The following is a 13,428-nucleotide window of genomic DNA, read 5'->3' as shown; positions in this document are numbered from 1 at the left end:
GCGGAATCAAGCGGTGAAGACACTGGCGGGCTCGGCTTCGTCAGTGAGGGAGAATTCGTCGACCAGCTTGGCCATCTTCAGCGAGACCGCGAGATTGGCGCGGATGGCAGGACGCCAGGCATCCTCGATCGGCAGGCCGAGCGCGCGCCCGACGGCGTCGATGTAGTCATCCCAGTCCCGATCCGATGGCTCGGCCATGCAGCTCTCCCCCTCAATGCGCCGGCAACGGCGGATGCGGAATCGCGGTCAGCAATTCGCGCGTATAGGCGTCCTGCGGATCACCTAGCACACGTTCGGACGTGCCTTCCTCGACGATTCGCCCCGACCGCATCACGATCACACGATCGCACAACAGCCGCACCACGTTCAAATCATGGGAGACGAACAGATAGCTCATGCCTAGCTTCTGCTTCAGGTCCTGCAACAGGTTCAGCACGACGGCCTGCACGGAAACATCCAGCGCCGCGGTCGGCTCGTCGAGGATGACGAGCTTCGGGTGCAGCGCGATCGCGCGGGCGATGCCGACGCGGGCCTTCTGGCCGCCCGACAATTGGTGCGGAAAACGGTCGAGCAGGTTCAGCGGCAGCCCGACCATGGTCGCGAGCTCCTCACAGCGCGCACGCAGCGCGTTGCGCCCTTTGATGTCGCCGAGCTGCAAAATCGGATCGGCGATGGCACGCGCCGCGGTGAAGCGCGGATTGAGGCTGTCGGTCGGATCCTGGAACACCATCTGGATGCGGCTGCGCTGCGGCAGCCGCGCGAAGGCCTGCGGCAGGATGTTGCCGATCTCCTCGCCGTCAAAGCTGATGCGGCCCGAGGTCTGGTCGAGCAGCCGCATCACCATCATCGACGTCGTCGACTTGCCGCAGCCGGACTCGCCGACTAGGCCGACGCTCTCGCCGTGCCCGACGGTGAAGCTGATGCCGTCGACGGCGCGGAACACCTCCGGCTCGATGGCCGGCTTGCGGCCGAACAGTTTTGATAAGGTCGCGGACGCGCCTTGGCGGGGATATTCTTTGACCAACTTGTCGACCAGGAGGAGCGGCTTGCTGCTACCCGTACGCTGCTCGCCTTCTCTGCTCCGCTCGCCCTCCCCACTCCGCTCGTCACCCCCGGGCTTGACCCGGGGGTCCATCGTCTTGCGCGACTCTTGCGAAGAAGGATGGATGGCCGGGTCAAGCCCGGCCATGACGGATGGTGTGTGCGGCGCGGTTGGCGCCTCCTCCTCCGGCAGCAACTCGCGCAGAGACACCCCGAGCCGCGGCGTGGCTCGCATCAGCTTGCGGGTGTAGGGATGCTGCGGGTTGGCGAAGATGTCGGTGGCCTTGGCGGTCTCGACCACGCGGCCCTTCTCCATCACGACGACGCGGTCGCAATAGGCCGCGGCGAGACCGAGATCATGCGTGATCAGGATCGTCGACATGCCCCGGCTCTTGGTCAGCTCGACGACGAGGTCCATCACCGCCTTCTGCGTGGTGACGTCGAGGCCCGTCGTCGGCTCGTCGGCGATCAGGAGCTGCGGATTGCACGCCAGCGCCAGCGCGATGACGACGCGCTGGCACATGCCGCCGGACAGTTCGAACGGATAGGCGTGGTAGCGCTCGCGCGGGCGGGCGATTTTGACCTGCTCGAGTGCGGCGATCGCCTTCTCGGCGCGGTCGCTGGCCGCGGCCTGGGCGTGCTGCTTCAGCACGTCCTCGATCTGCTGGCCCACTTTGCGGATCGGGTTGAGCGCCGCGCGCGGGTTCTGGAAGATCATCGAGATCTCGCGTCCGCGCAGGTCGCGCATCTCGGTCTCGGCGGCCGCCTTGACGTCGACGCCGGAGAACATCACCGAGCCCTCGGCGATGCGGCCGGCGCGGTCGAGGATGCGCATGACGGCATAGGAGGTCACGGACTTGCCGGAGCCGGACTCGCCGACAATGGCCAGCGTCTCGCCCTTGGCGACGGAGATGTCGACATGCTGCACCGCCTTGACGATGCCGCGGCGGGTGGAGAATTCGACCGTGAGATCGCGAACGTCGAGCAGCGGCTGGGCGGTCATGTTGCTCTCCAGAATCTCAGACCGTCATGCGCGGACTTGATCCGCGCATCCATCCAAACCAACAATTTCGTCGTCAGTTGATGGATTGCCGGGTCAAGCCCGGCAATGACGGAGTTTTGGTGTGGCGCGCCCATCGCCTCACGTCCTGCGCTGGGGATCGACGATGTCGCGCAGGCCGTCGCCGAGCAGGTTGAAGCAGAACACGGCGATCATCAGCGCGAGGCCGGGAAACAGCGCGATCCACCATTCGCCTGAGACCATGAAGGAGGCGCCCTCGGCGACCATGATCCCCCACTCCGCCGTCGGCGGCCGGACGCCGAGGCCGATGAAGGACAGGCCGGCGGCGTTGAGGATGGCGTAGCCCATGGTCAGCGACATCTGCACGATCATGATCGGCATGATGTTGGGCAGGATATGACCGAGCAGGATGCGCAATTCGCTGTTGCCGGACAGCCGCGCGGCCTGCACGAAGCCGGCGTTGCGGCGGACATTGGCTTCCGCGCGCGCGACGCGGGCATAGAGCGGGAAGTTCACGATCGCGGTGGCGATGATGATGTTCTGCACCGTGTTGCCGAGCGCGGCGACGATGCCCATGGCCAGCACGAACAGCGGGAACGCCATGATCGTATCAGCGATGCGGCCGACGATGCGGTCGGTCCAGCCGCCGAAGAAGCCGGCGGCGACGCCGGCCAGACCGCCCATGAAGAACACCAGCGCGACCGAGGCGACCGCGATGAAGGTGTCGAGCCGGGTCGCGACCACGACACGGCTGAAGATGTCGCGGCCGAGCTGATCGGTGCCGAACCAATGCGCCGCCGATGGCGGCTTCAGCGCTGACGCGGTGTCGCTGGCGAGCGGATCATACGGCACGATCCACGGGCCGAAGATCGCCGCGAACAGGATGATGACCAGCAGCCCGAAGGCAAAGCCCGTCACCTTGTTCTCGGCGAGCACATAGCGCGCATGCCCGATCAGGGCCATGAGGCCGGACGTGCTGTTGGCGGCGGCAGGTTCGAGGGTCGGCGCGACAGTGCTCATCCTTCCAGCCTCACACGGGGATCGATGACGCCATAGAGAATGTCGATGACGAGGTTGAGGATCACGTACATGACCGCCATCGTCAGCACGAAGCCCTGCACCGGCGCGAAGTCGGAGGCGATCAGCGCCTCGACCGCGTAGGAGCCGATGCCCGGCCAGGCGAACACCTTCTCGACCAGCACATTGGCACCGAGCAGGAAGGAGAACACCATCGACAGCGTGGTGATCACCGGCAGCATCGCGTTGCGGAACGCGTAGGTCACCGTGACCGTCGACGGCGACAGGCCCGAGGCGCGCGCGGTGCGCACGAACTCCGACGACAGAATCGCCAGCATCGAGGCGCGCGTCATGCGCGCGATCGGCGCCAGCGAAAAGATCGCGAGCGTCGCGGCAGGCAGGATCAGCTGGCTCAGCGCCGAGCGGAACGCCTCGCCGTCGCGGGCGATCAGCGTGTCGATCAGATAGAAGCCGGTCACATTGTTCGGCGCGCTGTAGAACACGTCGAGCCGGCCGAGCGGCGCCGGCGACCAGCCGAGCCGGAAATAGAACACGTAGACCAGCACGAGGCCGGTGAAGAACACCGGCAGCGACACGCCGGCCGTGGTGACGACGCGGCAGGTGTGATCGATCCACGATCCCGGCCGGGTCGCAGCGAGCACGCCGAGCGGCAGCGCGATCGCGACCGATACCAGCAGACCGAGCAGCGTCAGCTCCGCCGAGGCCGGCAGGCGATTACGGATCTCGGTGGCGACCGGCTGGCCCGTCGTCAGCGAGCTGCCGAGATCGCCATGGGCGAGATCGACGGTGTAGCGGAAGAATTGCTCGACCAGCGGCTTGTCGAAGCCGAGCTTCTTGCGGATCTGCTCGACCGCTTCCTTGGTCGCGGCGGGACCGGCGAAGTAGGCGGCGGGATCGCCCGGCAGTGCTCGGGTCAGCAGGAAGGTGACGATCACGACGCCGATCAGCGAGGGGATGGCGAAGGCGAGGCGCTTGGCGATCAGGCTCAGCATGGGCACTGCCTCGCCGGAACGAGGCACGATTTGGCAGCACGGCCCGGTGCGCTCCCTCCCCCCTTGTGGGGGAGGGCTGGGGAGGGGGGTAAGCCGCAACGGCGGTGGCTGTGGCTACCCCCCTCCCCGCCCCTCCCCCACAAGGGGGGAGGGAGGGAAAGAGCGCGGCTCACCTCACTTGCCCTGATCACGACGCTCATCCCTTCACCAGCGCGCGATAGTCGAGGCGGCGGTGGAACCAGTACTGATAGCCGGAGATGTTCTTCTGCATCGCGACGTTGACGAACGGCTGGTACAGCGGGATGCGCGGGACCTCGGCGAAAGCGAGATCGACGAAGCCCTTCACATCGGCGTCGTACTTGGCCTTGTCGCCGATCGCGGCGGCGTCGCGGGCGCCGTCGATGAACTTGTCCATCACCGGCGACTTGTAGCTCATCGTGTTGAACACGGAATTGTTGCCGTGATAGCACCAGTAGAAGAAATACTCGGGATAATCGAGCCAGCCTGAGAACACGTTGGTGTAGAGCGGCATTTCCTTCTTGTTCAGCTCGGTGCGCCAGTTGGCGCCGGGCACCTTGTTGATCGTGGTCTTGATGCCGAGCTGGGCGAGGCTCTCCTGCACCAGCACGCACAAGGGCTCGTTCACTTGCGCGAAGTTGAGGTCGAACGAGATCGTGGTCTCGAAGCCATTGGGATAACCGGCTTCCGCGAGCAAGGCCTTCGCCTTGTCCATGTCGGTGAAGTACTTGGTCGGCTGCGGCCAGGCGACGTCGGTCGCCTTGTCGGCCGGCGCACCGAACATCGGATTGGCGAGGCCGAACAGCACCGCGTCCATGATCTTCTGGTAAGGCATGGCATAGGCCATCGCCTGCCGCACCTTCGGATTGTCGAACGGCGGCTTGGTGACGTTCATACCGATATACTGGATGCCGTTGGAGAACGGCAGCGACACGACGCTGAGCTTGCCGTTCGTCTTCATCTCCTGGAAGTCCTTGAACGGCAGCTCATAGGAGATGTCGGCGTCGCCGCGCTCGAGCAGCGCCCGGCGGTTGCCGGCCTGCGGCACCATCCGCCAGATCACGCGCTTGATCTTGGGCAGCGGGCCACACACCCAGTCGTCATTGCGCTCCATGATGACTTCGGTGCCGGCGGTCCACTTCGTCACCTTGTAGGCGCCGGAGCCAGCTGTCTGCTGCTTGGTGTATTCGAGACCCCACGGATCCTTTTCCGTGGCGTTCTTCTTCACCAGCTCGGAATTGACCACGCAGGGCACGATGACCGCGAGATCGGGGATCGTCAGCCGGTCCTTCTTCAGGAAGTCGACGCGCACGGTATGGTCGTCGACGATGACGAACTGCTCCGGCTTGGTCAGCGAGCCCGCACTCATCTGGAAGGTCGGGAAGCCGCCGACGCTGACGGCACGGTCGAGCGACCATTTCACGTCCTTGGCCGTGACCGGGGTGCCGTCGTGAAATTTCGCGTTCTTGCGCAGCTTGAAGGTGGCGGACATGTCACCGATGGTCATGTCCTCGGCGAGCTCGGGCTTGAACTTGTCGCGGTCGTAATAGGGCACGCCGCCCGGGCCGCTCTTCATCTCGTGGCTGATGAGGCGGTCGTAGCAATTCCACGACACCTCGTAGCCCGGCACGTTGGTGCCGACGCCGTGGATGTCGAGATTGTTGGGGCCGCCCTCGGACACGATGAGCAGCGTCTCGGACCGCGCATCGGCCCTGGCGGAGGAGATCACCGCCGGCGCCATCGGCAGCGCGGCACCTGCGGCCAGACCGGACACGGATTTCAGAAAATCACGACGCTTCATCAAATGCTCCCGAGAACAACGACCGGCGGGAACATTGATCGCAAGCTTCGTGCCAAGCCCAGGAAACGACTAAGCCGTTGAATTCGCTATAGGCGAGCACATGAACGGCAACTTGGGCAGAACCTCATTGCATACAGAAGGACGAAATTGCACAAATTGTAGCCTACGCAACCATCATGCGACCGATTTACGCAGCGCTCCCCTCAGGATCCATCCGGCCAGATCAACGCCTGCAGCTGATCGAAGCTGCTGACCTTGGCAGGCCAATCCGGAATGGCGATGTGCCGAACGGGATCGCTGGCCCGGTGCAGCATCATGAGCACGAGCAGCCGTCGCTTGAGCCGCGAGTCAATCGCGGACGGCGCGAGACCATAGCCCTCGAACAGCGCCCGCACGCGGCCCGCATGACCCGCAGCCATGAACGCGCTGGGCCCGAGCAGATCGTACTCCCCGGGACCGGTCATGACGTCGCCGAAGTCGAACAGGCCGCTGACGCGCCAGCCATCGCCATCGCGCGCGACGAGGAAGTTCTCCGGAATGTATTCGCCGGTGAGAATGACCGGCGGCGTATCAGTGCGAAGCCATGCCGCCACGTCGCGCAGGAGATCGTCGAGTTCGGCAAGAAGCCGCTCGGGCAAGCCGAGCCGCGTATGACGCGCATGGCATCCGGCAATTTGCGCATGCAGGAAATCCGGCCAGCGCGGCTCGAGCACGAGCAGGTCGCCGGCCGGGACGCGCTGGACGGCGGCAATCAACTGGCCGAGCTGCCGCAGCAGATGCTGCTTGCCGTCTTCCGGCAGTTCCGGCCACACCTGCGCGGCTGGAATACCCTGGAGCCGTGTCATGATCAGGTAGGACCAGCCGTCACGCTCCCCGGCGTGTTGGAGGCCCGGCGTATCGACGGCCCCGACGCGCCCGCCGAGCAGACGCAGCGTGGCCTGCTCCGACAGAAACTGTCCGTGCAGGATGGCGGGAAAGATCTTCAGGATCGCATCGTCGCCAAGCGCAGCGACCAAATTGGTGCCGGAGGCGAAGGGCGCCAGCGGCGCTTCGCCATAGCCATGGCCGCGGACGATGTCGCGCGCCACGGGCAGCCAGCGCGCTGTGTCGGCCCGCAGCCGCCGGAGCTCGGCGCTATCCGCAACCGGCGGCAGCGTCGGCGTCAACGGTCCGGGCTCGCACGCTCGAACTGGCGCAGCAGCTTGTTGCCGCGCTCGACGGCGGAATCCAGCGCCGCCTGTGCCGGCTTGCGGCCGCTGAACGCCTGCTCCATTTCGTCCTCGATCGCATCGCGGATCAGCACGAAGGAGCCGAGCCGCAAGCCGCGCGAATTCTCCGTCGGCGGATGCAGCGTCACCTGCTCGATCGAGATCGCCGCACCCGGATTGCGGTCGTAGAACCCTTGCGCACGGGTGAGATCGAAGGCGGCCCGGGTGATCGGCAGATAGCCGGTGTTCTGGTGCCAGGCCGCCTGGATGTCCGGCCGCGACAGATAGGCAAAGAACTTGGCGACACCCTTGTATTCGGCCCTGGGACGGTCGCGCAGCACCCACAGCGTCGCGCCGCCGATGATCGAGTTCTGCGGCGCCCCGGCAATGTCGGGCCAATACGGCAGCATGCCATAGCCGACCTCGAATTTCGAATTCGCCTTGATGTCGGCGCGCGTCGCCGACGAGCCGATGAAAATGCCGCACTCGCCCTTCTGGAAGCGCGGCTCTGCCGCCTGCCCGCGGCCTCCGTAGTCGAAGACCTTGCTCTTCTGCCATTCCGCCAGTTGGCCGACGTGCCGCGCGACCTGCGGATTGTTGAAGCTCAGCACGGCATCCAGTCCGCCGAAGCCGTTGGCGCGGCTGGCGACCGGCAGGTTGTGGAAGGCGGAAAAGTTCTCGATGTTGATCCAGGACGGCCAGGAGGTCGTGAAGCCGCAGGCCATGCCATGGTCGCGCAGCCGCTTGGCCGCCTGGCCGAGCTCCGGCCATGTCTTCGGAGGCGCAGACGGATCGAGCCCGGCGGCGCGAAACTGGTCCTTGTTGTAGTACAGGATCGGCGTCGACGCGTTGAACGGAAATGACAGCATGTTGCCGTCGGCATCCGCATAATAGCCGGCGACGGCAGGCAGATAGGCGGCCGGCGAAAAGCCCTCCTGCTCGTCGCGCATCAACTCGTACACGGGATAGATCGCGCCCTTGGCCGCGGTCATCGTCGCGGTCGCGATCTCATTGACCTGCACGATCGCCGGCTGGCTGCGCGAGCGAAACGCGAAGATCGCGGCCGTGACGGTTTCGGTGTAGCTCCCCTTGTAGGTCGGCACGATGCGATAGTCGGCCTGCGACGCGTTGAACTCGGCGGCCAGCCGGTCGACCTGCCTGCCGAGCTCGCCCGACATCGCATGCCACCACGCAATCTCGGTCGCGGCGTGAACCTCGGCGGCAGAGCCGACGGCGCAGAGAAGCAATCCGATCGAAAGACAACGGGACAGAAACCTCACCGGATTGATCTCCAACTCGTTTGATGAATGCGCGCGTGACTGAAATCGCAATCGGAACCAATATGGCCAACCAACAACCCTTGGCTGCAACAACTTTTGAGTAACCCATTGAACGGGTATCGCTTTGGCGTCAGAATGGCCTTATAGCACCTGCTCGGGACCCCCGTTGAACCTTTTCGTTTCCAGGCCGACCTCATCATCAAGGGGAAAGTGTTGCCTGTGTACTGCGCCCGTCTTTCGTCGATCTCGAGAGTGGACGCCGCGCCGGTGTTCGCGCGGCCTTTGGCAGGCGCGCGCCGCCGCCCGTCGCCGCAATTGGCTGCGGCGCAGCATTCGAGCCGGTCGACGCGCGGAAGCTGGCGTGCGGCCGGGTTCCGCTCGCGCGGCCTGAGGTAGCGATGGTGGCGCGGTCCGAGCAACCGGGATCCGTCAAGCGGCCATTGAGCCTGGCGGTGCTGGGCCGGGCGCGGATCGTTCGCGTGCTGCGGGCCGTTCCGATCCGCTGGCGCATCCTGTCGATCGCCGCCCTCAACTCGGCGGTCGTGATCGTGCTGGCGGCGCTGATCTGGAACGGTGCCACCGTGCTGGGCACCGCCTGGGACGATGTCCGCCAGGTCCGCGAATCCGACAAGGTGCTGGCGCTGCTGGAAAGCGAAACCAGCCGGCTGCAGAACCTGATCCACCGCTACATCAATCAGCCGAGCCCGGAGCTGTTTGCCGAGATCCTGCTGCTGCGCGAGGCCGTGCTCGGCACGCTCACCACGCGCGCCTCGACCGATCCGATGCTGTCGGGCTCGGTGGAGGAGTTGGAGCGGGTCACGGTGCGCTTTCTCGATGGCTTCGGCGAACTGCGCGCACTGCAGGCGACGATCTCCAAGACCTATGAGGAGGAAGTGCTCGGCCCCGCCCGCGACATTGCCGGGCTCTATTCGGTGATCGAGGGCGCGACCGGCCATCGCGACGCCGAGATCTGGCCGTCGCTCGGCAAGTCTCGCGAGGCCTTCACGGCCATGCTGGTGGCCGCAAACTCCTATTATCTGTCGCTCGCGCCCGCCTCCGCCGACGATGCCCGCCGCAACACGGAAACCATCGAGAAGACCATTCCGGTGATGTCCAGCCTGGCCGACAACGATCTGCAGCGGCTCGCGCTGCAGCGGCTGTCGGCCCGGACCGCGGCGTTGCGCGCCGGCTTTTCCAAGCTCACCGACCAACTGACGAACCGCACCGAGCTCCTGCGCAACACCATCGATGCGAGCCAGGCCGAGACCATCGGCGCGATCGATGACCTCTCGGTGAAGATGCGCCAGCACGAGCAGAAGGCGCAGGCGACCTTCGACAAGACGCTGAAGGACATTTCGCGCCGCGTGCTGTCGATCGCGGTGATCTTCCTCGGCATCATCCTGTCCGCGGGCGTGCTGATCGCCCTGTCGATCCGCCTGCCGCTGCAGCAGATCATGGCCTCGATGCGCGCGATCATGCTCGGCGATTACGACCGCAAGGTCCAGGGCACCGAAGCGCGCGACGAGGTCGGCGCGATGGCCCGCGCGGTGGAAACCTTCCGCGAGAACGCGATCGCCAAGCGCAAGACCGAGGACGAGTTGCGCACCGCCAAGGAGAAGGCCGAAAGCGCCCTGCTCGAGCTGAATGCCGCGCAGCGGAATCTGATCGATGCCGAACGGCTCGCCGCGCTCGGCGGCCTGGTCGCTGGCGTGGCCCATGAGGTCAACAACCCGATCGGCATCAGCCTGACTGTGGCCTCGAGCTTTGCGCGCCGGGTCGAGATGTTCGAGGCGGCGCTGCGCTCGCCGGAAGGCGGCCTGCGCCGGTCGCAGCTGGAGGAATTCGTGCGCTCCTCGCGCGACGCTTCGGTGCAACTGGTCGCCAATCTGCAGCGCGCCGGCGAACTGATCCAGTCGTTCAAGCAGGTCGCGGTCGACCGTTCCCATGCGGAGCGGCGGACGTTCCTGCTCGGCGAGGCCACCGATCAGATCATCACCAGCCTCAAGCCGGTGCTCAAGCGCGCCCCGATCACGCTCGAGGTCGATGTCCCCGAGGGCCTCTTCATCGACGGCTATCCCGGCTTCTATGGCCAGATCCTGACCAACCTCTTCCTCAATGCCGTCAACCACGCCTTCGCCGACGGCCGCTCGGGAACGATCTCGATCACGGCGCGGCCGCGCGGGACGGATGACATCGAGATCATTTTCGCCGATAACGGCGCCGGCATGACCCCCGACGTGCAGCGGCAGGCGTTCGACCCGTTCTTCACGACCCGCCGCAACGAAGGGGGCACCGGCCTGGGGCTGCATATCGTCTACAACCTCGTGACGCAGCAGCTCGGCGGCCGCATGATGCTGGAATCCCGCGAGGGACAAGGCACCACATTTCGGATTATCATGCCGCGGGTCGCCAAGGGCGGCGCCGAGACGGCAATGGGTGACGGAACGACGCAATGGCCGAACAGGACGATGTCCTCCAGCTGATCGAGGATGCCGGTTTCGACGAGGACGACCGTTCGGCCCGGAAGTGGAAAATTGCCGTCATCGACGACGACCATGCCGTGCACGAGGGCACGCGGTTTGCGCTGTCGGACTACAGCCTGAACGGCCAGGGCCTCGAGATCCTCTCCGCCTATTCGGCCGCCGAGGGGCGCGCCCTGATGCGGGAGCACAGCGACATCGCCGCGGTGCTGCTCGACGTCATCATGGAGACCGACGTCGCCGGCCTCGAGCTCGTCGAATACATCCGCAACGAAATCAAGAACGAGACCGTCCGCATCATCCTGCGCACGGGACAGCCCGGCCAGGCGCCGGAGCGACGCGTCATCGTCCAATACGACATCAACGACTACAAGGCCAAGACCGAGCTGACGGCCGACAAGCTGTTCACCTCGCTGACCGCGGCGCTGCGCAGCTACCAGCAGCTCGAGCGCATGGTGCAGACAAGGCGCGGCCTCGAGATCATCATCGACGCCGCCTCGACACTCTACGACTTCAAATCGATGCAGCGGCTGGCCGAGGGCGTGCTCACGCAGATCGCCTCCCTGCTCAACGTCGACTGCGCCGGAATCCTCGTGCTGCGCGACGACGGCAGCCAGACCGAGGATTTCTCGGTGCTGGCCGGCTCCGGCTGCTACAGCCGCTTCTCCGGCGCCGTCACCTCGCGCTCGCTCGACCCCGATCTTCGCGACATGGTCGAGGCCGCGTTCCGGCAGCGCAGCAACGAGTTCGCCGATCACCGCACCGTGCTCTATGTCCGCACCGGCTCGGGGCGCGAGGTGGTGGTGCTGCTGCAGGCGGAGCGGCCGCTGTCCGAGACGGATCGCTCGCTGGTGGAGATCTTCTCCAGCCGCCTGTCGATCGCCTTCGACAACGTGATCCTCTATCAGCAGCTGCATGAGGCCAACACCCAGCTCGAGGACCGCGTCGCCCAGCGCACCCGCGCGCTGATGCAGGCCAACCGGCGGCTGTCGGCGCAATGGCTGCGGCTGCAGCGTGCGAATGGCTTCAAGAACGAGATCCTGGGCACAGTCGCGCACGATCTGAAGAATCCGCTCGGCGTGATCCTCGGCCGCACCGAGATGCTGACCGAGCTGATCGCGACCGGCGCCTCGGCCGAGGGCATCACCAGCCAGATCGGCCACATCCGGGACGCGGCCAAGCGGCTCACCTCGATGGTCGACCATCTGATCTCGGACGCGATGGCCGATGCGTTCGACATCACCATCCGCCGCGAGTCGGTCGATATCGCCGCGCTGGTCCATGAGGTGGTCGAGGCCAACCAGCCCCTGGCGCTGAACAAGCAGCAGGTCATCGCCGTGTCCGCGCCGCCGCAGCTGTCGACGATGTGCGACATCGACCGCGTTCGCGAGGCAATCGACAATCTGCTTAGCAATGCCATCAAATACAGCCCGATCGGCGGCCGGATCAGCGTCGACGTCAGCGGCGACGGGGACAACACGAGCATCGGCATCACCGACCAGGGCGCCGGCCTGTCGCCGGAGGACCTCGGACGGCTGTTCGGGCGATTCCAGCGACTGTCGGCCAAGCCGACCGCGGGCGAGAGCTCGACCGGGCTCGGCCTGTCGATTGTCAAACGCATCGTCGACATGCATGGTGGCGAGGTGACGGCCAAGAGCGATGGGCCGGGAGCGGGGTCAACCTTCACCATCACACTGCCGGCGGCCGAGTTGTCATGAGTCAGAGCCAGCACATCATCATCGTCGACGACGAGGCGCCCGCCCGCGAGATGGTGGGTGATTACCTCAAGATGCACGGTTTCACCGTGACCTTGTGCGACGGTGGCAAAAGCTTGCGCAGCGCCATCGAGACCGGGCCCGCCGATCTCGTCGTGCTCGACCTCAACATGCCCGAGGAGGATGGCCTCTCCATCATCCGCGATCTCAAGGGCCGCACCAACATCCCGGTGATCATGCTGACGGCCACGGCCAGTCCGATCGACCGGGTGGTCGGGCTCGAACTCGGCGCCGATGATTATGTCGCCAAGCCCTGCGAGCTGCGCGAATTGATGGCCCGCATCCGCTCCGTGTTGCGTCGCAGTGTCCCGGCCAAAGCCGCCGCCGTGGCGGCTGTCGCGGAGCCCGCCCCGGCCAAGGCCCCGGACCCGCAGCTGGTGCGGTTCGGGACCAAATGGCTCGATCTCGATGCCCAGGCGTTGCGCGACGACGAGGGCAACGAGCATCCGCTGACCGCCTCTGAATTCGGCCTGCTCAAGGTATTCGCGGCCAATCCGAAGCGGGTACTGTCCCGCGAACGGCTGCTGGAGCTCGCCAATGCCCGCGACGCCGAGGCATTCGACCGTGCCGTGGACCTGCGCATCATGCGGATTCGCCGCAAGATCGAGCCGGATCCCGCGAAGCCGGCGGTGATCCGCACCATCCGTGGCGGCGGCTATCTGTTTTCTCCGGCCGGCGATAGGGCCTGAATCGGCCCTGCGCGGGGGCTTGCGCGACATCAGCAGCCGGCTTGGGCGCTGATTCCGTTCCGCATTTTGGAATAAGGCACAATTC

Annotated in this window: 10 protein-coding genes; 3 read left to right on the top strand and 7 right to left on the bottom strand. The window is 65.7% G+C overall.

Going from position 1 to position 13,428, the window contains the following annotated elements:
* Positions 1-6: 6 nt before the first annotated feature.
* The 7 genes from ACQR1Y_RS10400 to ugpB form a co-directional block, all read right to left on the bottom strand.
* Entirely contained in the window at positions 7-198 is a 192-nt protein-coding gene (locus ACQR1Y_RS10400; RefSeq protein ID WP_434856485.1) for a DUF4089 domain-containing protein, read from the bottom strand.
* A gap of 13 nt (positions 199-211) precedes the next feature.
* Positions 212-2,044 (bottom strand): dipeptide ABC transporter ATP-binding protein, encoded by a 1,833-nt coding sequence (locus ACQR1Y_RS10395; protein ID WP_434876043.1) that lies wholly within the window; start codon positions 2,042-2,044, stop codon positions 212-214.
* 138 nt (positions 2,045-2,182) lie between these two features.
* Positions 2,183-3,082 (bottom strand): ABC transporter permease, encoded by a 900-nt coding sequence (locus ACQR1Y_RS10390; protein WP_434856487.1) that lies wholly within the window; start codon positions 3,080-3,082, stop codon positions 2,183-2,185.
* Complete coding sequence (locus ACQR1Y_RS10385) at positions 3,079-4,092, bottom strand: ABC transporter permease (RefSeq protein WP_315722552.1); 1,014 nt, start codon at positions 4,090-4,092, stop codon at positions 3,079-3,081. The genes ACQR1Y_RS10390 and ACQR1Y_RS10385 overlap by 4 nt, the downstream gene beginning before the upstream one ends.
* A gap of 196 nt (positions 4,093-4,288) precedes the next feature.
* Entirely contained in the window at positions 4,289-5,911 is a 1,623-nt protein-coding gene (locus tag ACQR1Y_RS10380) for an ABC transporter substrate-binding protein (RefSeq protein ID WP_434856488.1), read from the bottom strand.
* Between the two features lie 203 nt (positions 5,912-6,114).
* Positions 6,115-7,077 carry a phosphotransferase family protein gene (locus ACQR1Y_RS10375; protein ID WP_434876044.1) on the bottom strand — a complete coding sequence of 321 codons (963 nt, stop codon included), beginning with the start codon at positions 7,075-7,077 and terminating at the stop codon, positions 6,115-6,117.
* Positions 7,074-8,390, bottom strand: a complete 1,317-nt coding sequence (gene ugpB, locus ACQR1Y_RS10370) for a sn-glycerol-3-phosphate ABC transporter substrate-binding protein UgpB (RefSeq protein ID WP_434856579.1) — start codon at positions 8,388-8,390, stop codon at positions 7,074-7,076. The genes ACQR1Y_RS10375 and ugpB overlap by 4 nt, the downstream gene beginning before the upstream one ends.
* A 557-nt stretch (positions 8,391-8,947) precedes the next feature.
* On the opposite strand from ugpB, the gene ACQR1Y_RS10365 reads away from it, so the two are divergent.
* Genes ACQR1Y_RS10365 through ACQR1Y_RS10355 form a run of 3 tightly spaced genes read left to right on the top strand, consistent with a single transcriptional unit; the run spans position 8,948 to position 13,343 of the window.
* Complete coding sequence (locus ACQR1Y_RS10365) at positions 8,948-10,882, top strand: ATP-binding protein (RefSeq protein ID WP_434876333.1); 1,935 nt, start codon at positions 8,948-8,950, stop codon at positions 10,880-10,882.
* Entirely contained in the window at positions 10,852-12,597 is a 1,746-nt protein-coding gene (locus ACQR1Y_RS10360) for an ATP-binding response regulator (protein WP_434876045.1), read from the top strand. The genes ACQR1Y_RS10365 and ACQR1Y_RS10360 overlap by 31 nt, the downstream gene beginning before the upstream one ends.
* Positions 12,594-13,343, top strand: coding sequence for a response regulator (locus tag ACQR1Y_RS10355; RefSeq protein WP_434876046.1), 750 nt, complete (start codon positions 12,594-12,596; stop codon positions 13,341-13,343). Before ACQR1Y_RS10360 ends, ACQR1Y_RS10355 begins: the two co-directional genes overlap by 4 nt.
* The last annotated feature ends 85 nt before the right edge of the window (positions 13,344-13,428 follow it).

This window comes from Bradyrhizobium sp. HKCCYLRH3099 (assembly GCF_051167855.1).
GTDB lineage: Bacteria > Pseudomonadota > Alphaproteobacteria > Rhizobiales > Xanthobacteraceae > Bradyrhizobium.
This window is presented reverse-complemented; position numbering and strand designations above follow the sequence as displayed.

What these genes read in the sequence shown, in the direction of transcription:
- ACQR1Y_RS10400 (WP_434856485.1), bottom strand. Translation starts at nt 198, where the DNA reads ATGGCCGAGCCATCGGATCGGGACTGGGATGACTACATCGACGCCGTC.
- ACQR1Y_RS10395 (WP_434876043.1), bottom strand. Translation starts at nt 2,044, where the DNA reads ATGACCGCCCAGCCGCTGCTCGACGTTCGCGATCTCACGGTCGAATTC.
- ACQR1Y_RS10390 (WP_434856487.1), bottom strand. Translation starts at nt 3,082, where the DNA reads ATGAGCACTGTCGCGCCGACCCTCGAACCTGCCGCCGCCAACAGCACG.
- ACQR1Y_RS10385 (WP_315722552.1), bottom strand. Translation starts at nt 4,092, where the DNA reads ATGCTGAGCCTGATCGCCAAGCGCCTCGCCTTCGCCATCCCCTCGCTG.
- ACQR1Y_RS10380 (WP_434856488.1), bottom strand. Translation starts at nt 5,911, where the DNA reads ATGAAGCGTCGTGATTTTCTGAAATCCGTGTCCGGTCTGGCCGCAGGT.
- ACQR1Y_RS10360 (WP_434876045.1), top strand. Translation starts at nt 10,852, where the DNA reads ATGGCCGAACAGGACGATGTCCTCCAGCTGATCGAGGATGCCGGTTTC.
- ACQR1Y_RS10355 (WP_434876046.1), top strand. Translation starts at nt 12,594, where the DNA reads ATGAGTCAGAGCCAGCACATCATCATCGTCGACGACGAGGCGCCCGCC.